Source organism: Vibrio sp. Vb1729 (assembly GCF_033338655.1).
Classification (GTDB): Bacteria; Pseudomonadota; Gammaproteobacteria; order Enterobacterales; family Vibrionaceae; genus Vibrio; species Vibrio alginolyticus.
Genome location: NZ_JAWOTB010000051.1, coordinates 19,058 through 46,049 on the forward strand (window position 1 = coordinate 19,058; position 26,992 = coordinate 46,049).

Here is a 26,992-nt window from a genome sequence, read left to right on the forward strand (position 1 = left end):
AGAGCCGGATGCAAATTCCGGCTCTTTTTTTGCTAGTTATTCTTTGTTCACATTTTTTTGGCGCTTTGCCGCCATAATGACCTTACCCACTAATTTAGAGTGAAGTGTATGGAAATGAAGAAGGCACAACACCCATCTCGTATCTTCCAAGCAAGCCTGGCTTTGGGTTTGTTGCTAGTATGCGCCCAGTTTTCTAGCCCAGTATCGGCGGAGGAGTTCCTTTGCCAAGCCACTCAAGCCAGCGAGAAAGAATTACCGATGCTTGAGAAAACGTGCCCAATTGGTAACGGAGTATGGGGAAAGAAAGTGCCGCAGGGGGGCAACTACCTTTACTGGATTCAATGCGGATTGCTACCCAAGCCTATGTCTCTCGCGAAAGCTAAGCCTCTCTATAGTAAAATCACGACTGACGTATGGATGAAGCCTGAATCCAAAGGCTATCGCTGTTTGATTGGACCTTACAAGGCATTGTCTGATGCGAGGGATGACTTACGAGGAGTCAAAACCTTGTCGAATTACAAAGAGGCGTTCATCCGAGTGGTTGGGAAAGGGACGAAACAACCAGTAACACCACCTACACCTAAATCTACTGTATCGTCGAAATCAGCCGCATCTTCGGTTAAGCCAACACCGACGGTGACCCCGAAACCCGCGCCAGTTCCTGCTGTGCGAGCTGATACCGACGCCTTTAAAGCGCGGGCAGAGAAGCCAGATACCAAGGCAAAAAGTTCGCGTGATAGCTCTTCGTCTACGCCTGTTGCTAAGACCAAAGCGAAGCCAATTGTCACTGGAAATGATGACATTGAAGTTCGGTTGAGAACTTCAGTGCAGGGCAAAACGTACGTGGTCCCATATTTACTCGATCACCATAATCAGTTTTACATGGAACATGGTAAGCCGTGGAACCGCCTCAACTACGAAAACTCGCACAAAGTATGTCAGCAACTGGGTATGAACTTAGCTAACCCTGCAGAGTTTAAAGCGCTGAGGGCGTCTGGGGTGATGGAAAAAAATCAATGGCCACTGCAACTGCCGTATTGGGGCAAAGATAAGAAAGGTTTGTTCGCCGATCGTGAGCCCAATCAGCTCACCGGGACCTCATTGTTGAACGTGGTGTGCGTGAAATAACGACTCAGATATTGCGGTCAAAATATAGAAGAAAGCCCCGAGTTCGGGGCTTTTTTGCGGTCTCAAATATTATCGCTATTTAAGTGGCGTTTCTTTGTGATGCGTTTGCTAATACGCTCTACCACTGATATTCATCTCATTTTGCGAATTATTTTCACTGAGCTTGTCGGCAGAGAGTCTATTCGTCATAATGTTACTTGTAACATTACTGATAAATCACATATTTATGGCTCAACAGAATAAGAAAACGCGTACGACATTGCAGGATGTCGCAGACCAGGTTGGCGTCACGAAGATGACCGTTTCACGCTATATGCGTAACCCTGAGTCGGTGGCAGAAAAGACTCGGGCTAAGATTGCGACTGCGATTGAAGAGATGGGTTACATCGAAAACCGTGCACCGGCGATGTTGTCAAAGTCCTCCAGTAAAGCCATTGGTATTTTACTGCCGTCTTTGTCCAACCAAATTTTTGCTTCCTTTGTTCAGGGCATAGAGATGGTGACCAAAGCCAATGGCTATGAGACGCTTTTAGCGCATTTTAGCTACGATGAGCTTGAAGAAGAGCGCAAGATCGCGTCATTACTCTCTTATCAAGTCGATGGACTTATTCTAACTGAAAGCCATCACACGCCGCGTACATTACAGATGATCAAAAATGCGGGCATTCCGGTGGTCGAAACCATGGAACTGCCATCGGAGCCGATTGATATGGCGGTTGGACTCGATCATGAAGATGCGTCGTACACCGTGGTTAAGCAGATGCTAGATACGGGGAAGCGTACAATCGTCTATTTTGGCGCGCGTCTGGATACGCGAACCAAATTGCGGATGCAAGGTTACGATCGCGCGATGACAGAAGCAGGGCTAGAACCCAAACATGTATTAACTGGTGATCATTCTAGTTTTTCTTTAGCGCATGATTTGCTCGAACGCGCACTGGAAATGCACCCAACGCTCGATGGGGTGTTCTGTACCAACGATGACATCGCAATTGGCACCATGCTGAGTGCGCAGCAACGTGGCATTCAAGTTCCACAGCAATTGGCAGTGGCGGGCTATAACGCGCTGGATATCGGTCAAACCATCAGCCCGAAACTGACCAGCGTTGATACGCCGCGTTTCCAAATTGGTGTAAAGAGCGCAGAGCTATTAATTGCGCGCCTGAAAGGCGAAACGCAAGAAGAAAAAGTCTTCGATATGGGTTATCAGATCACGTCGGGAGAGAGTGTTTAACTAATTGTTAACTGCTCTTTGTATTCGCTCATCAATGGTATTGGTAGGTTAGGGTATGGCACATCAGCTGGATGCATTGGATCTCAACTTAATGCGTTTATTAAAAGCTGTGGTGGAAAACCGCAGCATCAAGCTGGCCGCAATGCAGCTTGGCATTTCTCAACCGAGCGCCAGCCGCGGCGTGATGAAGTTGAAGCAAGTGTTTGATGACCCGCTTTTTGTGCGTAAAGCACATGGGGTAGAGCCATCACCCATGGCGATTCGTCTCGCCGCCGAGTTCGACAATATGGTTGCACCACTGGAAAAAGTGGTGCAAGAATTTGAAGTGTTCGACCCACTGCAATACCAAGGGCAGATTGCGATTGTAACTGACCCTTATTTGATGGATGAGCAAGGGCAGCGACTGCTCACTGGTTGTCATCGAGCCTTTCCCAAAGCGCACTTTGCCTTTTCCAGCTGGAATACTTACTCGCACGATGAAATGTTAGAAGGTGAGCACGATTACTGCATTCTTGACCAAGAGACCGAGCTGTCGAAAGACATTTACATGCGCCCGTTATTCGTTGAAAAACGAGTGATTTTGGCGCGCAAAAACCACCCAACGTTGTCGAAAGTCAGCAATGATTGGGACACGGTGTCCAAACTACCACTCGTCTCTTTGCCTGCGCCTGCGTCATATAAACCGCTTTGTACCGTGGAGTCCGAGTATCGACGCATGGGTTATGAGCCAGTAGTGTTACTGAAGTCCTATAATTTGCGTTTGGCTTGCCAAATGTTGCAAGAAACCGACGCGATTATGTATGCCAGTCAAAGCTCGGCATTGTTGATGCCAGAACTCGCCTCTTACGCAATGCCACCCGTTAATCGTGAGTTTAGCCAGTTTGTTGTCTCTGGCGGTTTCCTTCAAACCAACCGCAACCATCCTTTGCACAGACACCTACATAAAGTGGTGCGACAAACCCTCAATACGCCGCTGATTTTTACGCAGTGACGTCACCTTATGGCATCGGCTGAATGAGAGAGTAGATGCTTTAACCTTATCAATATTGTGTGATTACATAGACAACTTACTTCTTAAGATATTCAAAAATGAATATCTCAATTACCTGTCTCTTTTTCCTACCCAGCGCTAATCTTATCTCAAATAGTCAGGAGAAGTGGCTCATTTTTATCTTTTTAACTTTTTGAATGTCGATACAGGTACGCGACATTCACCATTCTCCGTTATGCATTTTTTTAATTTCTGATGGAGGATTAATCATGCTAGTTGCACGTCTATTTTTATTGCTCGCCATCGTTGCCGAAGTAGCTGGCACCAGCACTATGTCTCTTATCGGACAAGGGCACGGGTGGTGGGGCTACATCGTAATGTATGTGCTGATCGCAATCTCTTACTACTTTCTTGCGTTTGCCGCGAAGAAAATATCTATCGGTGTGGCATACGCTGTCTGGGAAGGGTTAGGTATCTCGTTGATCACCGTGGTGTCGATCATCGCCTTTGATGCCAACTTAAACCATCAAGAGTTGTTTGGTTTGATGTTAGCCGTTGTTGGCATTGTGTGTGTGACCTTAGGGGAATCACATGGTCAACCTAACGCCAAGAAAAATGCCGATAAACCGGCAAAAGAACGTTCATTTTCTACTAGTACAAGGTGCGAATCATGAGTCAATTTTTTACGATGTCATTTGGATTTGTCGTGATGGCTGCCTTGGTCGATATCATGGCCAATATGGCGCTGACACGCTCAAAAGGTTTTAAATATAAAGGCTGGGGCATTGCGGCGATTGTGTTGGTACTGACAGCATTCACGCTGTTGGCACAAGCGGTGAAAGAGATCGACTTAGCCATTGCTTATGCCTCTTGGGGTGCGATCGGTATCTTGGGTACCGCAGTGGGTGGAGCCTTGCTGTTTAAGCAGAAACTCAAGCCAATCGGCTGGTTTGGTATCTTTGTGGTGATTGCTGCCGTCGTAGTGATGAAGACCGCTTGATGTAATTTAATGAATGCTAGATATCGTCATTCTGAGTAGCAAGAGACGAGTGTGATTCAGAATCTACCAACAAAAAGTGCTGTGGAAGAGGGGTTTTCTCTGGCTTCACAGCACCTTGATATTAGATTCCTGATCTCGCCTAGGCTCGTCGGAATGACGGACTCATTCATTTTTAAAAAGAACAGAGGCCAATCCTAAAGTTCGTCATTTTGAACAGCAAGAGACGAGCGTGATTCAGAATCTACCAACAAAAAGTGCTGTGGAAGAGGGGTTTTCTCTGGCTTCACAGCATTTTGCTATTAGATTCCTGATCTCGCCTAGGCTCGTCGGAATGACGGATTCATTCGTTTTTTGGAAAGAACTGAGGCTAATCCCAAAGCTCGTCATTCTGAACAGCGAGGGACGAGCGTGATTCAGAATCTACCAACAAAAAGTGCTGTGGAAGAGGGGTTTTCTCTAGCTTCACAACACGTTGATAGTAGATTCCTGATCTCGCCTAGGCTCGTCGGAATGACGGATTCATTCGTTTAAAAAGAACCGAGGCCAATCCTAAAGCTTGCCATTCTGAACTGCGAGGGACGGTCGTGATTCAGAATCTACCAACAAAAAGTGCTGTGGCAGAAGTGTTTTTTCTGGCTTCACAGCACGTTGATATTAGATTCCTGATCTTGCTGAGGCTCGTCGGAATGACGGATTCATTCGTTTTTTAGAAAGAACCGAGGCCAATCCTAAAGTTCGTCATTTAGAACAGCGAGGGACGAGCGTGATTCAGAATCTACTAACAAAAAAGTACAGTGGTAGAGGAGTTTTCTCTGGCTTCACAGCACGTTGATATTAAATTCCGATCCTGCTGAGGCTCGTCGGAATGACGGATTCATTCGCTTTTTAGAAAGAACAGAGGCCAATCCTAAAGCTCGTCATTCTGAACTGCGAGGGACGAGTGTGATTTAGAATCTACCAACAAAAAGTGCTGTGGTAGAGGGGTTTTCTCTGGCTTCACAGCACCTTGATATTAGATTCCTGATCTTGCTTGGGCTCTTCGGAGCGACGGATTCATTCGTTTTTAGAAAGAACTGAGGCCAATTCCAACGCTCGTCATTCTGAACAGCGAGGGACGGGCGTGATTCAGAATCTACCAACAAAAAGTGCAGTGGTAGAGGAGTTTTCTCTAGCTTCACAACACGTTGATAGTAGATTCCTGATCTCGCCTAGGCTCGTCGGAATGACGGATTCATTCGTTTAAAAAGAACCGAGGCCAATCCTAAAGCTTGCCATTCTGAACTGCGAGGGACGGTCGTGATTCAGAATCTACCAACAAAAAGTGCTGTGGCAGAGGAGTTTTCTCTGACGTCATAGCATGTCGATATTAGATTCCTGATCCTGCTGAGGCTCGTCGGAATGACGGATTCATTCGTTTTTTAGAAAGAACCGAGGCCAATCCTAAAGCTCGTCATTCTGAACAGCGAGGAACGAGTGTGATTCAGAATCTACCAACAAAAAGTGCAGTGGCAGAGGAGTTTTCTCTGACTTCACTGCACGCTGATATTAAATTCCTGATTTTGCTTAGGCTCGTCGGAATGACGGATTCATTCGTTTCTAGAAAGAACCGAGGCCAACTCCAAAGCTTGCCATTCTGAATAGCGAGGAACGAGTGTGATTCAGAATCTACCAACAAAAAGTGCAGTGGCAGAGGGGACTTTCTCTGGCTTCACAGCTCGTTGATATTAGATTCCTGATCTTGCTTAGTCTCGTCGGAATGACGAGGTTTTTCTTCTCGCCTTAAACAATAAAGCTTGCGCCTTCTTCTGCACTCGATACGTTTTGGCGGATCACGCTAAACAAGCCTCGTCCCCAAGTTTGTTGGGTCGATTCGGTATCGAAATGAATCAACTCGCGACCAGTGGTGTCGCTTAAGTTGTTCAGTTCGCCCGTTTGACAATCAAGGCGAATCAAATCACCGTTGCGCACTAAACCAATCGCGCCACCACGAATGGCTTCTGGAGAAACGTGAATCGCAGACGGAATTTTACCGGATGCACCAGATAAACGACCGTCCGTCACTAGCGCGACTTTAAAGCTCGCTTTTTGCACGTTCCCTAAAATTGGCATCAGCTTGTGTAGTTCAGGCATGCCGTTTGCCGCTGGGCCGTTGTGTGTGACCACAACGATGCAGTCTTTGTTCAGCTCGCCACGTTTGTACGCGGCCTCCACTTCGTGTTGGCATTGGAATACGATCGCTGGTGCAACAATCACGCGTTGCTCTTCTTTCACCGCAGACACTTTCACCACGGCTTTGCCTAAGTTGCCAGTCAATACGCGAGTGCCGCCAGTATTTTGGAATGTGGCGTCTGGTTTGGCGATCACGTCACCGTCTTGGCTGCCTTGGCACGATGTCCAGGTCAGTTGGCCATCGACAAGGCTCGGTAGCGTCATTTGGTCTTCAAATTCACCAAACACGGGTTTCACATCGCGATGCAAAAGCTCGGATTGGTTCAAGCGGTGCAATAACGCGGGCACGCCCCCCGCGTCTTGGAACGCGTTCATATCGGCTGGGCCGTTCGGGTAAACGCGAGCTAACAAAGGAACCACATCCGACAGATCGCTGATGTCTTGCCACGTGAGCAAGATGCCAGCAGCACGCGCCACGGCGATCATATGAATGGTGTGATTGGTACTGCCGCCAGATGCGAGTAGAGCGATGATGCCGTTGACCAAGCTCTTTTCTGTGACCACCTCGGCCAGCGGACGGAAGTGTGCAGAACCCGCCGTCATTGAGGCGATTTTCAGAGCCGCGTGATTGGTTAACGCTTTACGCAGTTGGGTATGGGGATGAATGAATGCCGAACCTGGCAGCATCAAGCCCATGGCTTCGAACACCAACTGGTTGGTATTGGCGGTGCCGTAAAATGTACACGTACCCGCAGAGTGGTAAGCGCGACACTCCATATCCAGCAGAGCGTCTTTGCCGACTTCTCCCGCTGCGTATTTTTGGCGCACGTCGACTTTCTCTTCGTTGCTGATGCCTGTTGCCATCAGACCCGCTGGCACAAACGCCGTTGGTAGGTGTGCGTAAGACAGCGCGCCCATCAGTTGCCCCGGTGCGATTTTGTCACAGATGCCAAGCAGTAATGTGGCATCAAAGACATTGTGACTCAAAGACAACGCCGTTGATTGCGCAATTAAGTCACGCGAAAACAGCGACATATCCATGCCTGCTTGACCTTGAGTCACCCCATCGCACATCGCTGGCACACAACCTGCGACTTGCGCCGTATGGCCGTAGTCCGCCAGCACTTTTTTGATTTGTGCTGGGTAGTCTTGGTACGGCTGGTGGGCGCTCAACATGTCGTTGTAGGCGCTGATCAGCGCGACATTGGCATGAGTAAAATCGAGAATATTTTTCTTTTCAGAAGAGCAAGAAGCGGCGACTGCATGGGCTAAGTTACCACAAGATAAACCAACACGGCCTTTGCCAGCTTCGGCTTGCACTTCGGTGCGAGCAAGAAAGGCAGCGCGCGCTTCACGGCTGCGCTCGGTCAAGCGTTGTGTGACCTCAAGAACAACAGAGTGAGTCATTACGCCACCTCGATCGCTTGCATTTTGATTAGCTCAGCGGCAGAGCGTTCCACCACGTCGCTGATGTCTCCGTCGATACTGACGATCAGAGTTTGAGGCTCGTTGTCTGGGCGCTCTAGCGTCTCGAATTGGCTCTTCACCATGTTTTCTTTCATGAAGTGGCCTTTGCGCATACGCATGCGATTAAGGATCAACTCCATATCGCCATCAAGGAACAGGAAGGTCACGTTGTCGTTGCCTTCGCGGATCTGATCGCGGTAAATCTTTTTCAGTGCTGAACAGACAATAATGCCGTGTTCGTTTTTGCTTTCTAGGCTGTACGCCGCATCACGAATGCGTTCTAGCCATGGCTTGCGATCATCATCGTTCAGAGGCTGGCCCGATGCCATTTTCTGAATGTTCGCTCGTGGATGAAGATCATCACCATCAATGAATTTACGCCCTAGCTTTTTCGCTAGATGCTCACCAATTGTGCTTTTACCACTAGCACAAACGCCCATAACGATGACACTACTACCAGCCATAACTTATCCTCATAACCAAATTTGCGCGTGATCTCAATTTTTGAATTCACTTTAAAATATGGGTTTATCTTATTCATGTTATCGGTAACATGTTACCGGTAACTGAAATAAATGTGAACCATAACACAAACAATAATTCTTAAAGGTGAACCTATGGAGCAATTAACCCAAGCCCCAGATCCTACGTTCCTACTGACGATTGCAGGCCTTGCCATTGCAGCGTTACTCGTTCTGATCATTAAACTGAAAGTCCATGCTTTTGCTTCCCTTACTATGGTGAGTTTAGGTACGGCAATCGCCACTGGCGTTCCTTCAGAGAAAGTCGTATCGACCATGATGGGCGGCTTCGGCGGCACGCTGGCTTCCGTGGCATTGCTGGTTGGTCTCGGTGCGATGATCGGTAAAATTCTTGAAGTGACTGGCGGTGCGAAAGTGCTGGCAGACACTTTGATTGGTCGCTTTGGTAAAGAGCGCGCACCATTTGCTTTGGGCGTCGCTTCATTACTGTTTGGCTTCCCAATCTTCTTCGATGCTGGCCTTGTAGTGATGATGCCAATCATCCTAAGTGTGGCGGCTCGTTTTGGTGGCTCACCAATTAAATACGCGTTGCCTGCAGCTGGTGCTTTTGCGGTTATGCACGCGTTTGTTCCACCACACCCAGGTCCGGTTGCAGCGGCAGAATTCCTTGGCGCAAACATCGGTCTGCTATTGGTGGTGGGTATTTTGGTTGCTATTCCAACTTGGTACCTTGGCGCTTACCTATTTGGTTTGTACGCGGGCAAAAAATTCGATATCCCACTATCTAAAGCCTTCTTTAATGGCGAAGCGATGGTGGATGAGCGCAACGCACCAAAATTTGGCACGGTTATGACCATCCTTGTGCTGCCAGTCCTGCTAATCTGTTTGGATACGGTATTGAACACACTGGCGGTTGCAGGTTTGATTGATGGCAAAACGGCACTGGTTGAGTTCCTACGTATGCTAGGTAAAACCCCAGTTGCGTTGCTGATTACTTTGATTGTCTGTCTGGCTGTGTTTGCCAAAGACTACGGCATGGCAAAACTAGAAAAATTATGTGGTGAGTCATTGGCTCCTATCTGTGGTGTTATTCTAGTCACGGGTGCAGGTGGCATGTTTGGCGGCGTACTGCGCTCAAGCGGTATTGGTGATGCACTGGCTGACGTTCTTACAGACACAGGTATGCCTGTGATTGTGGCGGCGTTTGTGATTTCAACCTGTCTGCGTGTTGCTCAAGGCTCGGCAACCGTAGCGCTAACCACTACGGCGGCTCTTATCGCTCCAGTTGTGGCAGCATCAACAGGTTTGAGTGAACTCGACCTTTGCTTTATCGTAATCGCGATTGCGGGTGGTGCAACGGTACTGTCTCACTTCAATGACTCTGGTTTCTGGTTGGTCTCTCGTCTGCTTGAGATGGATGAGAAAACCACATTAAAAACTTGGACGGTAATGGAAACGTTACTTGGCGGTATCGCGTTTATTATCGTCGCAACATTAAGCTTTATTCTTTAGAGGTTCCCCATGACAACACTTGAACAACGATTAAGAGAAATCAAAATCGTCCCAGTTATCGCAATCAACGACGTAGCACATGCTCTGCCACTGGCAAAAGTGTTGGTAGAAAACGGTTTACCATGTGCGGAAGTGACATTCCGCACCGAAGCGGCGGCGGAGTCGATTCGCATCATGCGTGAAGCGTACCCAGAACTGTTGATTGGCGCGGGCACCGTTCTGACCACAGAACAAGTGGATATCGCAATCGAAGCGGGCGTGGACTTTATCGTTAGCCCAGGCTTCAACCCAACCACAGTGAAATACTGTCAGCAACGTGGCGTGACTATCGTACCGGGTGTAAACAACCCAAGCTTGGTTGAGCAAGCGATGGAAATGGGTCTGCGTACGTTGAAGTTCTTCCCTGCTGAGCCATCAGGCGGCGTAAACATGTTGAAAGCACTCACGGCGGTTTACCCAGTGGAATTCATGCCAACAGGTGGCGTAAGCCCATCCAACGTGGAAGATTACCTAGCGCTGAAATCGGTTGTAGCTTGTGGCGGTACTTGGATGGTGCCAACCGCAATGATGGACAACGGCGATTGGGAAGGCATTGCTGAATTGGTGCGCGCAGTTAAGTAAAACGCACAAACGGCTCCGAAATACCCCCGAACGTTAGAAAACGTGATACGAAAAAGGGTCATCAAGTTACTTGATGACCCTTTTGCTTTTTGGAATGAAACGGCTTTAGAAGTGATGCTTCATAAAGCGCTTAATAAAGCGAATGAAATCTGCTTCGGCTAGCTTCGCGCACTTCAATGTTTGGGCGTGAGACAATTCTACATCTCCCAAGCCTTCTGCCATGTTGGTGATCGCACATACTGCCAATACGGGTAAGCCGCAATGCGCCGCAGAAATCACTTCTGGCACGACCGACATACCCACCACATCACCACCGATGATTTGCATCATGCGGATTTCGGCTGCGGTCTCAAAGTTGGGGCCTGTGTAAGAGACAAACACGCCTTCATTGAGGTGAATACCATTGGCTTTGCCGACTTCAAACGCTTCTGCGCGCAGGTCTTTGTCGTACGCATTGGCGAGGCTGAAGAACCTCGGGCCGTACTCTTCATCATTCGGACCGATCATTGGCGATTCAGGCATGGTGTTGATGTGGTCATGAAATACCACCAGAGAGCCGACATCAATACGCTCAGGGCGAAGTGAGCCTGCCGCGTTGGTGACGAGCAGAAACTCACAGCCCAGCTTTTTAAAGGTTCGTACGGGTGTTGTCATGACCTTCATTGAGCCGTGTTCGTAGTAGTGACCGCGACCTTTCATGCACACTACGTCTACGCCGCCCATGGTGCCAAGTACCAACTCACCAGAGTGGCCTTGCACGGTGCTAACCGGAAAGCCTTCGAGCTCTTCGTATGGAATGACCACTTTGTCTTGTAGCTCGTCTGCCAATACGCCTAAGCCTGAGCCTAAAATAAACGCCGCTTTAGGTTGGAAGTTTGGTTTGCGTTCGCGAATGGTTTGTAGCGCGCCGATTACTGGATCGTGATTCATGTTAGTCACCTTCTGGTTGTGTGTTGATTCCATTGTGTGACTTTCTGCGCTGGTTATCTTTGCTTTATTCGCTACTATCATCCTTAAAAAGAGGATGATGAAATTCGCTAGGACTCAATGCATGAAGTCAGAACCATTTGAGCGCGTGACGCTGAAGATGCTGCGTTACTTTTACGAGGTCGCACAAACCAAGCATTTCACTAAGGCGGCCGAGAACCTTAATATCACCAATTCGCCGTTGAGCAATCGCATCAAAGAGTTGGAAGAGGTGCTTAACGTCAAACTGTTTGAGCGTGATTCAAGAAACGTCATGCTAACGGAGGCCGGACGATTGTTGGAATCCAAATGCCAACTGATTTTTCAGACCTTGGATGTCTCACTCAATCAAGTGCAGCAAGTGGGTTTGAACCAGAGAAATATCTTGCGAGTTGGTGTGGTAAGTAGTGCATTTTGGGGCGGATTTGATCGTTTGTTACAGCGCTTCCATGCTGAGCATAGCACTTATCACGCCGACATTTTTGACCTTAACCCAGAGACGCAAAAGAAGCATCTGAGTGAGAAGAAAATCGACGTGGGCATTGTACGTTTTGCCGATGCACTCAACATTTATCCGTATCAGTCGGTGTCTTTGGGCAAAGATGTGTTTGTGGTGGCGGTGTCGGAGCAACATGAGTTAGCCAGCAAATCTTTGCTGCGGCTCCAAGATTTAAAGGCGTGTGAGTTTGCGTTTATGAGTTTGGCGAATTCTGCCTCGGCAAACTTCATCATCAATGCCTGTCTGCAAGAAGGCTTTTCCCCCCATATTGGCAAACAAGTGGTGGAGCCAAGCACCTTGATGGCGTATGTGGCAAACAGCAATACCGTGACGTTGGTGCCGTCGACGTTTTCTCAGCATCATTGGCATGGGATTCGTTTTATCAAGCTGAAAGAGTCACTGCGTGCAGACTTGTGTCTGATTCATGATGGTAAGCAAGAGAGTGCTATTAAAGCCGAGTTTATTCGCACATTATTAGAGAATGCGAGTTAAGCATGGGATAACAAAAAAAGGTCATCCTAAGATGACCTTTTCAAATGATTCACTGAAATCAGCAATGCGATTAGAGCGTAATTAACGCATCGTTACGAACTCTTCAGAGCCCGTTGGGTGGATAGCCACAACAGAGTCGAAGTCTGCTTTGGTTGCGCCCATCTTCATTGCTACGCCGAAGCCTTGGATCATTTCATCTACCGTGAAACCGATGCCGTGTAGGCCAACAACCGTTTCTTCTTCGCCCGCACATACAAGCTTCATCTTACATGGTTGACGGTGCTTAGTAACAGCGGTGTACATCGCAGTAAAGCCAGATGTGTAGACTTTGATGTTGTCTTTGCCGTACTTCTCTTCTGCTTCTTGCGTTGTAAGACCGATAGTGCCGATTGGTGGGTGGCTAAATACCACAGTTGGTACCAAATCGTAGTCCATCTTCGCGTTTGGTTTGTTGTTGAACAAACGCTCAGAAAGTTGACGACCCGCTTTCACTGCTACTGGCGTTAGCTCGATACCGCCTTCCATGATGTCACCCACACAGTAGATGCCTTTCACGTTGGTTTCTTGGTATTCGTCTACCTTGATGTAGCCTTTTTCGTTCGTTGCCACACCGGTTGACGCTAGGTTGATTGCGTCTGTCGCAGGGTGACGACCGATTGCCCAAATCAGTTGGTCAACGTTTTGGCTTTCACCGTTTTCTAGGTGCAGAGTTAGGCTGCCATCGGCTTCTTTTACCACTTCTTTTGGTACAGAGTGGGTGTGCAGTTTTGGACCTTCTGCGTCCATCACTTCAACCAACGTATCGATGATCATTGGATCGAAGCTACGCAGTGGTGACTCTTTACGTACGAACAGGTGCGTTTCTGTACCTAGCGCGTGCAGTACGCCAGCAATTTCAACTGCGATGTAGCCTGCGCCAACAACCGCAACGCGTTTTGGTTGCTCTGCTAGGTCGAAGAAGCCGTTTGAATCGATGCCGTATTCAGCGCCTGGAATGTTTGGAATAGTAGGACGACCACCAACCGCGATCAGGATGTGATCTGCTGTGTAGTGTTCACCGTTTACTTCGACAGTTTTTTCGTCAACAAACTTAGCAAAGCCTTTAATCACGTTTACTTTATTGTTGCCAAGAACGCGATCGTAAGATTGGTGAATACGACCGATGTATGCCTGACGGCTCTCAACCAGTTTGCTCCAGTCGAAACCTTTCACGTCGACATCAAAACCGTAATCTTCTGCGTACAGGTTCATTGCTTCTGCGATTTGCGCGCCATGCCACATCACTTTTTTCGGTACACAACCTACGTTTACACAGGTACCGCCAAGGTCTTGAGCTTCGATTAGCGCAACTTTCGCGCCGTACATCGCCGCACGGTTTGCAGATGCGATGCCGCCACTGCCGCCACCGATACAGATATAGTCAAAATGAGTCGCCATTACTTTCTCCAAGAGCTTATAAATTTTATCTGGTACATAGATAGATTGGGATGACCTTGCCCGAACTCAATGCCACCGTTATCCCACTATCATAAATCGAATTCGACTAATTCCTAAATGGGAAAAAGCGACAATACTTATGACAAATAGCGATGAGAGGCACAAAAAGAAGAATAAGCACGACTGGAGGGAGAAGGTGAGAGCATAAAAAAGCGCAACGAGAATATCGTTGCGCTTGAAGATAGCAGTACTGAAGTGCTTACTCTGGCACAATCCAGTCCACTTTCCAGTGGCCAGTTGCTGGTGCGATCGCGTCTTGCAGGAATGGCAGAATCTCTTTCATCTGGCTTTCCAGTTTCCATGGCGGGTTAATCACAATCATGCCGGATGCCGTCATGCCGCGCTCGTTGGTATCTGGTGCAACACCTAACTCGATTTGCAGAATTTTACGAATACCGAGTGCTTCCAAACCTTCGATCATATCTTCGATGTCGTGACGGTTTACCACTGGATACCAAATCGCGTAGATACCGGTTGCCCAACGTTTATGGCTCTGATGAATCGCTCGCACCACATCGCGGTACTCTTTCGCGAGTTCGTATGGTGGGTCAATCAGCACCAAACCACGACGTTCTTGTGGCGGTAAGCTTGCTTTGAGGCGTTGGAATCCGTCTTCTTTGAAGATGCTCACTTGGCGATCACGATGGAATTCTTGCTCTAACAATGGGTGATCGGCCGGGTGCAACTCGGTCAGCACCATGCGATCTTGTGGGCGGATTTGCGCGCGCGCCACACGTGGTGAGCCTGGGTAGTAACGCAGTTTCTCGCCGTTGTTGAGCACTTTAATGGCATCGATGTAGCTTTTGATGTCTTCGGGAATGCTTGGGTTATCCCAAATACGTGCGATGCCTTGTTTGTATTCGCCCGTTTTTTCAGACCATTCGTGAGTCAGATCGTAACGGCCCACACCCGAGTGGGTATCGTGATAAACGAATGGCTTATCTTTTTGTTTCAGCGCATCAAGAATGAGGCTTTGAACGATGTGTTTGACCACGTCGGCATGGTTGCCAGCGTGGAAGCTGTGGCGGTAACTTAACAAATTAAACTCTCGAAACACTCTTTGTCTGAGTGTGGTCTGTGATTTTCACTCTATGGCGGTATTATACTCAAGTAACTTAAAGATGTAGAACTTCCAATCAAATCTGTTCCTCTGATAAGGGGACGCTATTGAAATTTCTTTAAGTCACCCACACTTACTATTGGTAATCGAATTGAACTAGGTGAGTTTCTCGCACTCAAAAGGGTGTGAAATCTCATTTAGGTATAACAAGACTCAAGGACAGAGTAGCGCTGGTTGACTATAAGATGGTCATCGCGGCATAGAGAAAGGGAACGGAGCTCCCCCAATCCATGTTGCTGGCTCGTCTGTACATTGAGTTGGCCTATCTACACAAAATAGACAGGCAATCACAGAGTCAAAACACAAAAGGAATTATTCATGTCTAATCCTCTTCTGACGTTTACGGACCTACCTCCGTTTTCTCAAATTAAACCAGAACACATCAAGCCTGCCGTTGAGCAAGCGATTGCTGACTGCCGAGCAAAAATCGATGAAGTTCTACAAGACAACGCTCACCCAACTTGGGACAGTGTGATTGCGCCAATTGAAGAAGCGGATGATCGCTTAAGCCGCATCTGGTCGCCAGTGGGTCACATGAACTCGGTAGTGAACAGCGAAGAGCTACGTGAAGCTTACGAAAGTTGCCTACCAATTTTGTCAGAGTACGGCACTTGGGTTGGTCAGCATAAAGGGTTGTACGAAGCGTACAAAACCATCAAAGCGAGCGAAGAATTTGCAACGTTAACTCGTGCCCAGCAGAAAACCATCACTGATGCACTGCGTGATTTCGAGTTATCAGGCATTGGTTTGCCATCCGATGAGCAGCACCGTTACGGCGAGATCAGCAAACGTATGTCTGAGCTGAGCTCTAAATTCTCTAACAATGTGCTGGATGCCACCATGGGTTGGACCAAGCACATCACAGACGAGAAAGACCTAGCAGGTATGCCAGAATCGGCGCTGGCAGCAGCGAAAGCTGCCGCAGAAGCAAAAGAGTTAGATGGTTACCTCATTACGCTAGATATCCCATCTTACCTACCTGTCATGACGTACTGCGATAACCAAGAGTTGCGTAAAGAAGTGTACGAAGCGTACGTGACGCGCGCTTCTGATCGAGGTCCAAACGCAGGCAAATGGGATAACTCAGAAATCATTACTGAGCAGCTAAAACTGCGCCATGAAATTTCACGTATGCTAGGTTTCAATACTTACAGTGAAAAGTCGTTAGCAACAAAGATGGCTGAAACGCCGGATCAAGTGCTGGGCTTCCTGAATGACCTAGCGACACGAGCGAAACCGCAAGGTGAACGTGAAGTCGAAGAGTTACGTCAGTTTGCGAAAAGTGAGTTTGGTGTTGAAGAGCTGAACGTTTGGGATATCGCTTACTACAGCGAGAAACAAAAGCAGCACCTGTTCCAAATTTCGGATGAAGAACTGCGCCCATACTTCCCAGAGTCAAAAGTCGTGAGCGGTCTGTTTGAAGTGCTAAACCGCGTGTTTGGCATGACCGTTACTGAGCGCGAAGGCGTAGACACTTGGCATGAGTCCGTGCGCTTTTTCGATATCTTTGATGCTGAAGGCACACTCCGTGGCAGTTTCTACCTAGATCTCTACGCTCGTGAACACAAACGTGGCGGCGCGTGGATGGATGATTGTCGTGGTCGTCGCGTTACGCTATCTGGCGAGCTGCAAACGCCGGTTGCGTATCTAACGTGTAACTTCAACCGTCCAGTGGGCGACAAACCAGCACTGTTCACGCACGATGAAGTCGTGACGCTATTCCATGAGTTTGGTCATGGAATCCACCACATGTTGACGCAAGTTGATACAGGTGCTGTTTCAGGTATTAATGGCGTGCCTTGGGATGCGGTTGAGCTACCAAGTCAGTTCCTAGAAAACTGGTGTTGGGAAGAGGATGCGCTGGCGTTCATTTCTGGTCACTATGAGACAGGTGAGCCGCTACCTAAAGCGATGCTAGACAAAATGCTCGCAGCGAAAAACTTCCAATCTGCGATGGGTATTTTGCGTCAGCTAGAATTCGGCTTGTTCGACTTCACGCTTCACACCGAATATGACCCTGAAGTGGGTGCGCGTGTACTGGAAACTCTGGCGAAAGTGAAAGAGAAAGTCGCGGTAGTTCCTGCGGTTGAGTGGGCGCGTTTCTCACACAGCTTCGGCCATATTTTTGCTGGTGGCTACAGTGCGGGTTACTACAGCTACCTATGGGCTGAAGTGCTGTCGTCAGACGCGTATTCTCGCTTTGAAGAAGAAGGCATCTTCAACAAAGAGACGGGTCTAAGCTTCCTGAACAACATCCTAGAAATGGGGGGCAGTGAAGAGCCAATGGAGCTGTTCAAGCGCTTCCGTGGCCGCGAGCCACAAATCGATGCACTGTTGCGCCACTCGGGTATTGCGGCGTAAATTGAGCAAAAAACATCAAGGCCAACCGTTCGGTTGGCCTTTTTTGTACAGTTTTTATAAAAAATTTTACGGATTTACGTTGCGGTTGATCGGGTTCTGCAACGATATCAATGTCTCCGTGGACTGAACCTCATCAATGGCTTGCAGCTTGTCGATCAGTACAAATTGCAGCTCTTCAATCGATTTGCACATCAATTTGACGAATATGTTATACGCGCCCGTGGTGTAGTAAGCTTCAACGACTTCGTCGAGCGCGTTGAGTTTTTCTAACGCGGAGTGGTAATCACGAGCTGCATTGAGGTTAATACCAATAAAGCAGCACACATCGTAGCCAAGCTTTTTGGTATTGATGATCACCTCCGTTCCTTCGATGATGTCCGCCGACTTCATCTTCTCGATACGCACATGGATAGTGGCAGGGCTGACATCGAACTGCTTTGCCATTTCTGCGTAGGGCGTTCTGGCGTCAGCCATCAGTGTTTTTAATATTGCGCGGTCAAGGTCGTCGAGTTTCGGCAGGCTCGCATTCATACTATGATTTCCGTTAGGGATAGAGTTTTACCTCCCTTTTATACTCATAGCGGATAGGATTCACAAGGTTTGGCAGGAGTAACTGCGGGTTAACTCCGAGCTATGGAGATAATGTGCAGCGTTTTCTGGTTATTGCCGCGCTATGTTGGAGCGCGTTTGCTACGGCCTCAGATCCGAAGGTGTTGGTCGTGCACTCCTATCATCAGGGTTTTTTCTGGACGGACTCCATACAGCGAGGCATCGAGCAACAGCTGGGCGATCGAGCGCTGGACATGCGTGTGCTCTATCTAGACTCGAAACGTAACCAGAGTGAGCAGTTTTTTGCACAACTAAAATCCTTATATCTTACGAAATTACGCAAAGAGCGATTCGATGCCATTTTAGTGAGCGATAACAATGCGCTTGAACTCATGCAGCGTTTAGCCCCAATCATCAAAGACACCCCAGTTATATTTAACGGCATTAATAACTACCATCCTTCTTTACATCGTTCTCTGAATGCAACCGGAGTCATGGAAGATGTCGATTTGGAAGCGAATCTCGCTCTTATTGAGCGCTTACATCCGAACTACACACAAGTTCTCATCGTCAGTGACCACTCGGTGACCGGTGAGGTGTTGCGTTATCAAATCGACAATTTTGTCCTCAAGTTCCCGCAATATCGAGACAAAATTGTACAAGTTGTCCCAGACAGTATCATCGATCTAAAACAACAAGTCGCAAAACTGAGTTCCGATAAAGTCGTCTTGTTCTGGACCTATTACCGAGATAAACAAGGTATGGTTGGCAGCGAGCGTGACTGGGTTGGTGTCAACAAAGTCTCAAACGCGCCGCTGTTTATGGTGCATGACATTGGTTTGGGTCATGGCGCAGTTGGAGGGGTTATTCAAAGTGGTTATCGGCATGGTATTGAGAGTGCAGAGATGCTTGAATTCGTTTTGGATAACCCTGATCAGCCTCTGCCTGCGGTGAAAAAAAGTGATTCTGAAATAAAGCTCGATTACCAAGCGGTAGCGCGTTGGGGATTGGGGGCTGAACAAGAGGTTTCTGCGGTATTTTTTAATAAGCCAATGAAGCTTTCTGAACGTTTTGCCAAGGAAATTCGCCTGTTTGGTAGCCTGTTTGTGGTGATGTCGGTGGTCATTTTGCTGATGGGTTATTATTTACAGCGGATGCGTCGAAGTGAGAGCGCTGCGCGAGAAAGCCAGGCTATTCTAGAATCGATTTTCGATCAGAGCATGCAGTATATGGGCATTTTGGATGCCAACGGTGTGCTTAAATCGGGCAACGATCACCTTCAATCCTTACTTTATCACAAAGGACTGCGTTTAGACCGACCACTTTGGTTTCATCCCAACTGGAGTGAGAAAGCCCAAGCGCTGCTAGAGGAGTATTTCCATGCGCCTCACCATCAAGTGTCGACGTTTGAAGCTGAAATTTGGAGTAAAGAACACGGCGCCTTGGTATTAGAAGTTTCGCTCAAGCCTTTTTCTCAGCAAGTAGGGAATCATAAGCAATACTTGTTTGAAGCGCGCGATATTACCAGTCGTAAATTGATGGAGGACAAGCTCTACCAACGTGAGTCAACTCTACGCAACTATTACGAGCAGCAGCCTGTGATGATGGTGACGCTTGATAGTAATAACCGAATTCAAGAAGTGAATCGATTTGCTCAACTACTTCTTGGCTACAAACCGATGGACATGCTCGGACATCGCCTGAGGGAGTTCTATTTTGATGACAAAGTGCTGTTCCCTCGCCAAGTGTTATTGCAACCCAACCAGCAAGTGCATGGTGTTTGGCGACGTGAAGTCGAGTATCGTCATGCAAATGGTCATCGTGTTTGGGTGCGCGAGAATATTCGTCCGCTGAGTGAATCTGAGCAACTGCTGATTGTGGGCGAAGATATTACCGAAACCAAACTGCTCTCCGAGAAATTGGAATACCAAGCTCGCTATGACTTACTGACGGGGACTTACAACAGAAACCATTTTGAACTAGAGCTTAAGACCGCACTGTGCGAAGTGGACAGCCATCGTCGAGTCCACGCCATGTTGTACCTCGACTTAGATCAACTAAAAGTCCTCAATGATACGGTTGGGCATGATGCAGGTGATGCGGCGATTCAATTCTGCGCCAGTATGCTGGAAGGCGTTCTGCCGTACAATTCCATCTTGGCTCGAATGGGAGGCGATGAGTTTGCGGTGTTACTCAAAGACTGTGACGAATATGGCGCCATCAATATTGCCAAACTGATCATCTCGACACTAAGCGAACACCTCTTTATTTGGGAAGACACACGCCTGTTCATCAGTTGCTCAATTGGTATCCGTATCATCGATCATACCGCTGATACGCCACAAATGGTGCATGCTCAAGCAGACTCTGCTTGTCACGCCGCTAAAGAGCAAGGCCGTAACCGCTATAATCTATTCAGCTTAGATAACGAAGAGTTGCAGCGTCGTCAGATGGAAATGCAGAGCGTCAATTTGGTGCATGAGGCATTGTCGAATCAACGTTTAGAACTGTTTGCTCAACCGATAAAAAGCTTACAAAAGCACGAGACTCAAATGTATTTTGAGATTTTGGTGCGTATTCGCAATGGGTACGGTGATTATGTTTCTCCTGCGCTGTTTATCCCTGCTTCCGAGCGCTACAACATTGCCCATTGGATTGATAAGCAGGTTATTACTCAAACGCTAGAGTGGTTTGAACAGCGTCCTGAGGTGGTTGAACAGCTTGGTCGCTGTTCGATAAACCTTTCAGGTCAATCTATGGGGAATCAAGAGTTTATTGACTTCTTATTGGAGCGATTGGAAAGTTCGACTCTGCCGTGTGAAAAAATCTGCTTAGAAATCACCGAGACAGCGGCGATGAGCAATCTGGATCAAGCCATTGAGCTGTTTACCAAGCTAAAGGCTTTGGGTTGTATGATTGCATTGGATGATTTCGGATCTGGATTGTCTTCATTTGGCTACTTAAAGAAACTTCCTGTCGATATCGTGAAAATTGATGGTCTTTTCGTGCAAGATATCAACGTAAATGAAATGGACCGCGTGATGGTTCGTTCAATCAATGACTTGGCGAAGCAACTAGGTAAAGTGACGGTGGCGGAGTTTGTCGAAAATGACCAGGTTATGCAGCATTTGATAGACCTCGGTGTGGACTACGGTCAAGGCTACGGTATTGGTCATCCTAAGCCGCTTTCTGAGCTAGTGGAGCAACTGACGGTTGTATAACCTCTGCGTAGCAAGCTCAACCTAGCATTAATAGGTAACTTAGGTATACACTCAGCGCCAGTTACCTCGATTTTTATTGGAGCCTCCTTTTGCAACTGCAATTGATCTGTGAAAACCCGTCTCAACAATCTCATCTTGATGAACTCGCTGCGCGTTGGCAGCTGTCACACACTGACGATAGCGATTTTGCTTTGGTGCTAACCACCGAGCGTTTGGAGCTACGTAAAGTGGATGAGCCAAAGCTGGGTGCAATCTTTGTGGATTTGATTGGTGGTGCGGTAGGTCATCGTCGCAAGTTCGGTGGTGGTAAAGGCCAAGCAATTGCGAAAGCTGCGGGGTTGAACAAAGGGGCAACGCCAACCGTGTTAGACGGCACGGCAGGTCTTGGTCGTGATGCGTTTGTGCTCGCCTCGCTAGGTTGTAAAGTGCAGATGGTCGAGCGTCATCCAGTCGTAGCGGCTTTGTTAGATGATGGCTTGGATCGAGCGAAACAAGACCCAGAAATCGGCACCTGGGTATCTGAGCGCATGTCGCTAATCCATGCTTCTAGCCATGATGCGCTGGAACAATTGGCGCAAGATAAAGACTTTGTCCAGCCAGATGTGGTGTATCTTGACCCGATGTATCCGCACCCAGAAAATAAAAAGAAGTCGGCGCTCGTAAAAAAAGAAATGCGCGTTTTCCAATCGTTGGTTGGCGCCGATTTGGACGCCGATGGTCTGCTAGAACCAGCCATGGCGTTAGCCACAAAGCGTGTAGTAGTTAAACGCCCAGATTATGCTAACTGGCTGAACGAGAAAAAACCGACCATGGCGATTGAAACGAAAAAAAATCGCTTCGATGTCTACGTTAAAGCATCGATGGCATAACTTCCTGACGGCTCAACTTTTCTTGTCACAGTACGGTGTGTCGTGCTGTGACTCAGCCTCTCTTTCCTCGTCTCTATTGATAGTTTTCTCTTGCTAATTCCCTTCCCTGACTGTATATCTAACTAAGAATTATTATTATTTCACTTGTTGTGATGCGGTCGATAACTGGGAAGCTGGAGTAGTAGAATGGCTAAACGTTTATGTAAAATGAGTCGCAAACAGATCGCGGCAGAACTTGGTGATATCCATCGTTTAGTTGTCGCACCAAAATTCGTTTGTCGTTCTTGCGCACGCTCTTCATCGGCCAAAGATACCCTTTGTAAGCCAGCCGCAATTCCTCCACAAAAATGCCAAGACAAGCCATTGAGTGAGCAACAAGCATGTGGCTTATTGGTTGAAGCTCTGCCAGCACAAGCGATTCCAGTGATCACTAAACAAAGCAACGAAAAAGCCGCGATTGTGAGGCGTGTTGTTGAGCGTGTGAAAGAGAAAAAACAAGCCGAAAAATCTCCGGAGCCAGTAAGAGCCGACGCACCAGTATGGTTTGATTTAGCGGATAAAAAATCGCTCAAGAAAGCGAAAAAAACACTGAAAAAGCACTATAAGCAGCAAAAGAAGTTGCTAAAAGTGGCGAAAAAACAACAAAAGTTACTTAAGCGTCAGCGCAAGCTTGAAGCGCGCAATGCGAAACTAGAAGTGTTGCTGCCAACGCCACCTAATGCTTTGATAAACGCAATCTCACAAGCCAAAGTGCATTAATCAAACAAAAAACGCTCTCCAGTCGGAGAGCGTTTTTTATTGCTGGAATATTTGTTAGTAGCGATGGCGTTACTTATTGGCGTAGCTCATTTCGACGCGCTTTTTCACCCAGGTTTCGTTAATCCATAGGGATAGCATGATGATCGCACCGCCAATGGCGAGTCGCATGACATCAACATCGCGGTTCCAAATCACAATGTTTACAATCAAGCCCGCCGGAACCAATGCATTGTTCATTACTGCCAGTGCACCTGCGTTCACCATAGTCGCGCCTTTGTTCCAAGCAAAGTAACCAAAACCAGAAGCAATCAACCCAAGGTATGTCAGAATGCCCCATTGCGTTGTAGTGGTTGGTAGTTTGTCGAGGTTACCCATGAGCGCGAAAGCCACGGTTGCTACACAAAGTGCACCTAAGTAGAAGTAGCCAAACACGGTGTGTTGTGGCAAATCGACGGGTTCACTCTCCATGATATATTTGTAGCCCACCTGACCGATGGCAAAGCAGAGGTTTGCTCCTTGTACGACCAAAAAGCCCAGTAGGAAATCTTCATTAATGCCTGCAAATTTAATCCAGGCGGCACCAAATACGGCTATTGCAGCGGTAACTAAGTACCAAGGTGAAAAGCGACCTTTCAAGAAGTCATAGATTAGCGTGACGTAAATGGGTGTGAATACGGTGAACAGCAATACTTCTGGCACGGAAAGGAGCAAAAAAGATTGGTAGTAGAAGCAATACATCAAGCCGAGCTGGAAGCCACCGACGGTCATCAGTTTCGCGATTAGGGATTTGCTAACGCCACGGAATTTCAAAAAGGGAATGAAAACCAAACTCGCCAGTGCCACGCGCATGAACACCGAGAACCAAGAATCAACCTGACCGGCGAGGTAAACGCCGATCAGGCTAAATGAGAATGCCCAAAGTAGGGTAACTGCGGATAGATAAGCCATGGATGAGAATCTTTATCAACAACAAATGTGCCCGCAGTCTAACCAAGTTTTATCGCTGCGCCAATCAGTCTTTTAGCGGTACGACCAGCATATCGACTGGTGAGCAGTTAATCAGCTGTCGAGTCGAAGATAGAATCTTGCTCCAGAAATCTTGGTGATGACCACAAACCACCAAATCAATACTGTAATCTTGAATGGTATCGCACAGCTCATTACTCAAATCGCCACTACCGACTAAAGTATGGGCAATTGGGTATTGCGCATATTCAGCGAAGTTTGCCAATTGTGTGCGCGATGCTTCCATTGCTTGATGTTGCGCTTCTGCCATATTGATATCGATAAGCCCGGTGTAGAGTTCTGCGTAGTTCACGTCGATGTGAATAAAAGAGACTTTCGCATCCAGAGGTTTAGCCAGTGATACGGCTTTCTTAATCAACACTTTACTGTCGTCTGAAAGGTCGACTGCCACAAGTATGTGTTTGTAACTCATATTGCTATCTCCTTGTAAGGTCATAGTTTTAGATTAGCACCAACCCCAAAAAAAATTTGCTGAAGTGATCTCATATCGGTGCCGTAGGTACAAAGTCTTGTCTCAGTAATCATGTTATAGTGGCGTTATACCCAAGTGACTTTGATATGCTGAAATAAGCGTAGTGTTACTGACTAGAGTTGAAGTGAAACTTCGCCGTGTCTGCCAGACCAAGCTATTCTCGCAGCGTCATTTATTTCGAGGTTACTTGGGTATATTGCATGCACAATAATAGGAGTTAACATGCTGTCTCAAACTATGGTCGAACAATTGAATGAGCAAATTAACCTAGAATTTTTCTCATCCAATCTATACTTACAAATGAGTGCTTGGTGTGAAGACAAAGGTTTTGAAGGTGCGGCTGAATTTTTACGCGCTCACGCCGTAGAAGAAATGGAGCACATGCAACGCCTATTCACTTACGTGAGTGAAACTGGCTCAATGCCAATCTTAGGCGCTATTGATGCGCCAAAGCATGACTTTGCGAGCCTAGGTGACGTTTTCCGCGAGACATTTGAACATGAGCAAATGATCACGGAAAAAATCAACAAACTGGCGCACGTTGCATTTACTAGCCAAGACTACTCAACGTTTAACTTCCTACAGTGGTACGTGTCAGAACAGCACGAAGAAGAGAAGTTGTTTAAAGGGATTTTAGATAAGATCGAACTGGTAGGTGAAGACGGTAAAGCGTTGTTCTTCATTGACAAAGATCTAGCACAAATGGCGAAAGAAGGTTCATCTTCAATCATGGATGCTCCAGCTGCGTAAACGCGTTTTGGGACGTTGTAAGTAGCGGGTAAAGACGAAGTGTTGATCGTCTTTTTCTCTTGAGCATTGTTGAAGATGTAGGGAGGAAAAGATGATCAGTGGAGACACAATCTTATTTGCGCTAATGGTGGTAACTGGAGTTAATATGGTCCGGTATCTCACCGCTCTTCGTTCTCTAATTTATATCATGCGTGAAGCGCATCCGCTGTTATATCAGCAAGTTGATGGTAATGGTTTTTTTACCACTCATGGAAATGTCACCAAGCAGGTGAGGTTGTATCACTACATTAAAAGTAAAGAATATCATCATCACCACGATGAAATTTTTACTGGTAAGTGTGAAAGAGTGCGTGAATTGTTTGTTCTATCGACCGCGTTGCTCGGCGTGACGCTACTTGCGGCCTTCATTCTCTAAGAGTCAATAATCCAGAAGTTGTTCTGTCTGAGATTTTGCGGACATACAGAGCGCTTAGAGTTTAAGCGCTTTTCCCTTTCGGTATTTGTCGGTAGAATGTCGCGCCTAGAAAGCAAGGATGTGCAATGTGCACATCCTTTTTTATTTTGATTCGATACCAATCAGTCTAAGAGCTACCGATGAGTAAGAAATTTGATGTTGTTGTAATTGGCGCAGGCGCAGCAGGTTTAATGTGTGCTGCAGAAGCAGGCAAGCGAGGCCGCCGTGTTTTGGTGCTCGATCATGCTAAAAAGCCAGGACGTAAAATCCTTATCTCGGGCGGTGGTCGTTGTAACTTCACTAACTACGACGTTTCAGCTAATCACTATTTGTGTCAAAACCCGCACTTTGTTAAGTCGGCGCTCTCCCAATACACTAACTGGGATTTCATCTCGATGGTGTGTAAACATGGCATTGAGTTCGAAGAGCGTGATCACGGCCAGTTGTTTTGTGTCGATGCATTTACGGCCAAAGATATCGTGAAGATGTTGTTAGCTGAGTGTGACATGCCGAACATCGAGCAGCGTTACCAATGCGATGTTCATTCGATTGAAAAAATTGATGAAGGCTTTCGTTTGCATGCTGGTACTGAGATTGTCGAATGTGAGTCTTTAGTTATCGCAACAGGTGGCTTGTCGATGCCAAAACTGGGAGCGACACCATTTGGTTATAAAGTCGCGGAACAATTTGGTCTTCGAGTTATCCCAACCACGGCAGGGCTTGTACCATTTACTCTGCATAAAGAAGACAAAGAAGACTTTGCTGAGTTATCTGGTATCGCGGTACCTGCGGAAATTACGGCTGAAGATGGCACCATGTTCAAAGAAGCCCTGTTGTTCACACATCGTGGGTTATCTGGTCCAGCAGTGTTACAGATTTCTTCATTCTGGCGGGCCGGACAAAAGGTGTTGATCAATCTTGTGCCAAACGATGATGTTGCTGAGTTATTAGAACGCAGTCGTGAGAAGCATCCAAATCAGTCACTCAAGAATACGCTTGCCAAAGTGCTGCCTAAGCGTCTGGTTGAAGTCTTAATTGAACGTAAAGAGCTAGTCGATAAACCGCTAAAACAGTTCAATCAAAAGGAGCTTGCGGCGATTGTGGAGCGTCTAGAGCATTGGGATATCGCCCCGAATGGCACTGAAGGCTACCGAACTGCGGAAGTGACACTCGGCGGTGTCGATACTGATCACTTATCCTCGAAAACCATGGAATGCAAAGACATTAAAGGGCTTTATTTTATTGGTGAAGTGATGGATGTGACTGGTTGGCTAGGGGGCTACAATTTTCAGTGGTGCTGGTCGAGCGGTTTTGTTGCTGGGCAGTGGGTTTAATCAAACACCAAACGCAGCC

The 26,992-nt window shown here is 47.3% G+C and carries 23 protein-coding genes; 15 read left to right on the forward strand and 8 right to left on the reverse strand.

All coding sequences use genetic code 11. The features are described 5' to 3' along the window. The first annotated feature begins 108 nt into the window (after positions 1–108). The 5 genes from R7E29_RS22435 to R7E29_RS22455 all read left to right on the forward strand — a co-directional run bounded on the left by R7E29_RS22435 (position 109) and on the right by R7E29_RS22455 (position 4,353). Entirely contained in the window at positions 109–1,128 is a 1,020-nt protein-coding gene (locus R7E29_RS22435) for an SPOR domain-containing protein (protein ID WP_017636150.1), read from the forward strand. Positions 1,129–1,354: 226 nt separating this feature from the next. After that, a complete protein-coding gene (locus tag R7E29_RS22440; protein WP_005379123.1) occupies positions 1,355–2,362 on the forward strand; it encodes a substrate-binding domain-containing protein in 1,008 nt (335 codons plus the stop codon). 55 nt (positions 2,363–2,417) lie between these two features. Beyond that, on the forward strand, positions 2,418–3,353 hold the full coding sequence (locus tag R7E29_RS22445) for a LysR family transcriptional regulator (RefSeq protein ID WP_005379132.1): 936 nt from the start codon (positions 2,418–2,420) through the stop codon (positions 3,351–3,353). 269 nt (positions 3,354–3,622) lie between these two features. Further along, entirely contained in the window at positions 3,623–4,027 is a 405-nt protein-coding gene (locus R7E29_RS22450) for an SMR family transporter (protein WP_005379135.1), read from the forward strand. Continuing rightward, positions 4,024–4,353, forward strand: coding sequence for an SMR family transporter (locus R7E29_RS22455; protein ID WP_005478614.1), 330 nt, complete (start codon positions 4,024–4,026; stop codon positions 4,351–4,353). Before R7E29_RS22450 ends, R7E29_RS22455 begins: the two co-directional genes overlap by 4 nt. Positions 4,354–6,132: 1,779 nt before the next feature. Here R7E29_RS22455 and edd read toward each other — a convergent pair. Then, on the reverse strand, positions 6,133–7,929 hold the full coding sequence (edd, locus tag R7E29_RS22460; protein ID WP_025768272.1) for a phosphogluconate dehydratase: 1,797 nt from the start codon (positions 7,927–7,929) through the stop codon (positions 6,133–6,135). Further along, positions 7,929–8,453 carry a gluconokinase gene (locus tag R7E29_RS22465; RefSeq protein WP_005467756.1) on the reverse strand — a complete coding sequence of 175 codons (525 nt, stop codon included), beginning with the start codon at positions 8,451–8,453 and terminating at the stop codon, positions 7,929–7,931. Before R7E29_RS22465 ends, edd begins: the two co-directional genes overlap by 1 nt. A 153-nt stretch (positions 8,454–8,606) precedes the next feature. Here R7E29_RS22465 and R7E29_RS22470 point away from each other — a divergent pair, with 153 nt between their 5' ends. Then, positions 8,607–9,983 (forward strand): GntP family permease, encoded by a 1,377-nt coding sequence (locus tag R7E29_RS22470; RefSeq protein ID WP_005478622.1) that lies wholly within the window; start codon positions 8,607–8,609, stop codon positions 9,981–9,983. Between the two features lie 9 nt (positions 9,984–9,992). Further along, the gene (locus tag R7E29_RS22475) at positions 9,993–10,604 is read left to right on the forward strand and encodes a bifunctional 4-hydroxy-2-oxoglutarate aldolase/2-dehydro-3-deoxy-phosphogluconate aldolase (RefSeq protein ID WP_005394384.1); all 612 of its coding nucleotides are present in this window, start codon (positions 9,993–9,995) and stop codon (positions 10,602–10,604) included. A 105-nt stretch (positions 10,605–10,709) separates the two neighbouring features. Here R7E29_RS22475 and xapA read toward each other — a convergent pair whose 3' ends face one another. After that, a complete protein-coding gene (gene xapA, locus R7E29_RS22480) occupies positions 10,710–11,534 on the reverse strand; it encodes a xanthosine phosphorylase (protein WP_005379149.1) in 825 nt (274 codons plus the stop codon). Between the two features lie 121 nt (positions 11,535–11,655). Here xapA and R7E29_RS22485 point away from each other — a divergent pair, with 121 nt between their 5' ends. After that, entirely contained in the window at positions 11,656–12,561 is a 906-nt protein-coding gene (locus R7E29_RS22485; RefSeq protein WP_025622053.1) for a LysR family transcriptional regulator, read from the forward strand. A gap of 81 nt (positions 12,562–12,642) precedes the next feature. Here R7E29_RS22485 and gorA read toward each other — a convergent pair whose 3' ends face one another. Next, complete coding sequence (gorA, locus tag R7E29_RS22490; protein ID WP_005379157.1) at positions 12,643–13,998, reverse strand: glutathione-disulfide reductase; 1,356 nt, start codon at positions 13,996–13,998, stop codon at positions 12,643–12,645. Between the two features lie 259 nt (positions 13,999–14,257). After that, positions 14,258–15,097, reverse strand: coding sequence for a 23S rRNA (adenine(2030)-N(6))-methyltransferase RlmJ (locus R7E29_RS22495; RefSeq protein WP_005379158.1), 840 nt, complete (start codon positions 15,095–15,097; stop codon positions 14,258–14,260). Between the two features lie 399 nt (positions 15,098–15,496). Here R7E29_RS22495 and prlC point away from each other — a divergent pair, with 399 nt between their 5' ends. Beyond that, entirely contained in the window at positions 15,497–17,539 is a 2,043-nt protein-coding gene (gene prlC / locus R7E29_RS22500; protein ID WP_017635033.1) for an oligopeptidase A, read from the forward strand. A gap of 66 nt (positions 17,540–17,605) precedes the next feature. Here the strand turns inward: prlC and asnC are convergent, their stop codons facing one another. Continuing rightward, entirely contained in the window at positions 17,606–18,070 is a 465-nt protein-coding gene (asnC, locus tag R7E29_RS22505; RefSeq protein ID WP_005389595.1) for a transcriptional regulator AsnC, read from the reverse strand. A gap of 113 nt (positions 18,071–18,183) precedes the next feature. On the opposite strand from asnC, the gene R7E29_RS22510 reads away from it, so the two are divergent. The 3 genes from R7E29_RS22510 to R7E29_RS22520 all read left to right on the forward strand — a co-directional run bounded on the left by R7E29_RS22510 (position 18,184) and on the right by R7E29_RS22520 (position 22,937). Then, positions 18,184–21,309, forward strand: coding sequence for an EAL domain-containing protein (locus R7E29_RS22510; RefSeq protein WP_213906612.1), 3,126 nt, complete (start codon positions 18,184–18,186; stop codon positions 21,307–21,309). An 89-nt stretch (positions 21,310–21,398) separates the two neighbouring features. Continuing rightward, a complete protein-coding gene (locus tag R7E29_RS22515) occupies positions 21,399–22,178 on the forward strand; it encodes a class I SAM-dependent methyltransferase (protein WP_005379162.1) in 780 nt (259 codons plus the stop codon). Positions 22,179–22,364: 186 nt separating this feature from the next. After that, complete coding sequence (locus R7E29_RS22520) at positions 22,365–22,937, forward strand: hypothetical protein (protein WP_171343024.1); 573 nt, start codon at positions 22,365–22,367, stop codon at positions 22,935–22,937. 69 nt (positions 22,938–23,006) lie between these two features. Here R7E29_RS22520 and R7E29_RS22525 read toward each other — a convergent pair whose 3' ends face one another. Continuing rightward, positions 23,007–23,885 (reverse strand): carboxylate/amino acid/amine transporter, encoded by an 879-nt coding sequence (locus tag R7E29_RS22525; RefSeq protein WP_025768287.1) that lies wholly within the window; start codon positions 23,883–23,885, stop codon positions 23,007–23,009. A 64-nt stretch (positions 23,886–23,949) separates the two neighbouring features. Beyond that, positions 23,950–24,375: a universal stress protein UspA gene (gene uspA, locus R7E29_RS22530; protein ID WP_005379165.1), complete on the reverse strand. Its 426-nt coding sequence runs from the start codon at positions 24,373–24,375 to the stop codon at positions 23,950–23,952. 282 nt (positions 24,376–24,657) lie between these two features. Between uspA and ftnA the strand changes: the two genes are divergently transcribed. From ftnA to R7E29_RS22545, 3 genes are all read left to right on the forward strand, one after another. Then, the gene (gene ftnA, locus R7E29_RS22535; protein WP_005379167.1) at positions 24,658–25,185 is read left to right on the forward strand and encodes a non-heme ferritin; all 528 of its coding nucleotides are present in this window, start codon (positions 24,658–24,660) and stop codon (positions 25,183–25,185) included. Positions 25,186–25,276: 91 nt separating this feature from the next. Then, positions 25,277–25,600 carry a universal stress protein UspB gene (gene uspB / locus R7E29_RS22540; protein ID WP_005379169.1) on the forward strand — a complete coding sequence of 108 codons (324 nt, stop codon included), beginning with the start codon at positions 25,277–25,279 and terminating at the stop codon, positions 25,598–25,600. A gap of 179 nt (positions 25,601–25,779) precedes the next feature. Next, positions 25,780–26,973: an NAD(P)/FAD-dependent oxidoreductase gene (locus tag R7E29_RS22545; protein WP_005382944.1), complete on the forward strand. Its 1,194-nt coding sequence runs from the start codon at positions 25,780–25,782 to the stop codon at positions 26,971–26,973. Positions 26,974–26,992 lie beyond the last annotated feature (19 nt).

Bases quoted from the DNA above. Each gene is read 5' to 3' on its own strand.
- R7E29_RS22525 (WP_025768287.1), bottom strand. From the start codon at position 23,885: ATGGCTTATCTATCCGCAGTTACCCTACTTTGGGCATTCTCATTTAGC.
- R7E29_RS22545 (WP_005382944.1), top strand. From the start codon at position 25,780: ATGAGTAAGAAATTTGATGTTGTTGTAATTGGCGCAGGCGCAGCAGGT.
- ftnA (WP_005379167.1), top strand. From the start codon at position 24,658: ATGCTGTCTCAAACTATGGTCGAACAATTGAATGAGCAAATTAACCTA.
- uspB (WP_005379169.1), top strand. From the start codon at position 25,277: ATGATCAGTGGAGACACAATCTTATTTGCGCTAATGGTGGTAACTGGA.
- R7E29_RS22455 (WP_005478614.1), top strand. From the start codon at position 4,024: ATGAGTCAATTTTTTACGATGTCATTTGGATTTGTCGTGATGGCTGCC.
- R7E29_RS22470 (WP_005478622.1), top strand. From the start codon at position 8,607: ATGGAGCAATTAACCCAAGCCCCAGATCCTACGTTCCTACTGACGATT.
- xapA (WP_005379149.1), bottom strand. From the start codon at position 11,534: ATGAATCACGATCCAGTAATCGGCGCGCTACAAACCATTCGCGAACGC.
- edd (WP_025768272.1), bottom strand. From the start codon at position 7,929: ATGACTCACTCTGTTGTTCTTGAGGTCACACAACGCTTGACCGAGCGC.
- R7E29_RS22440 (WP_005379123.1), top strand. From the start codon at position 1,355: ATGGCTCAACAGAATAAGAAAACGCGTACGACATTGCAGGATGTCGCA.
- asnC (WP_005389595.1), bottom strand. From the start codon at position 18,070: ATGAATGCGAGCCTGCCGAAACTCGACGACCTTGACCGCGCAATATTA.
- R7E29_RS22445 (WP_005379132.1), top strand. From the start codon at position 2,418: ATGGCACATCAGCTGGATGCATTGGATCTCAACTTAATGCGTTTATTA.
- gorA (WP_005379157.1), bottom strand. From the start codon at position 13,998: ATGGCGACTCATTTTGACTATATCTGTATCGGTGGCGGCAGTGGCGGC.
- uspA (WP_005379165.1), bottom strand. From the start codon at position 24,375: ATGAGTTACAAACACATACTTGTGGCAGTCGACCTTTCAGACGACAGT.
- R7E29_RS22435 (WP_017636150.1), top strand. From the start codon at position 109: ATGGAAATGAAGAAGGCACAACACCCATCTCGTATCTTCCAAGCAAGC.
- R7E29_RS22475 (WP_005394384.1), top strand. From the start codon at position 9,993: ATGACAACACTTGAACAACGATTAAGAGAAATCAAAATCGTCCCAGTT.
- R7E29_RS22520 (WP_171343024.1), top strand. From the start codon at position 22,365: ATGGCTAAACGTTTATGTAAAATGAGTCGCAAACAGATCGCGGCAGAA.
- prlC (WP_017635033.1), top strand. From the start codon at position 15,497: ATGTCTAATCCTCTTCTGACGTTTACGGACCTACCTCCGTTTTCTCAA.
- R7E29_RS22485 (WP_025622053.1), top strand. From the start codon at position 11,656: ATGAAGTCAGAACCATTTGAGCGCGTGACGCTGAAGATGCTGCGTTAC.
- R7E29_RS22450 (WP_005379135.1), top strand. From the start codon at position 3,623: ATGCTAGTTGCACGTCTATTTTTATTGCTCGCCATCGTTGCCGAAGTA.
- R7E29_RS22465 (WP_005467756.1), bottom strand. From the start codon at position 8,453: ATGGCTGGTAGTAGTGTCATCGTTATGGGCGTTTGTGCTAGTGGTAAA.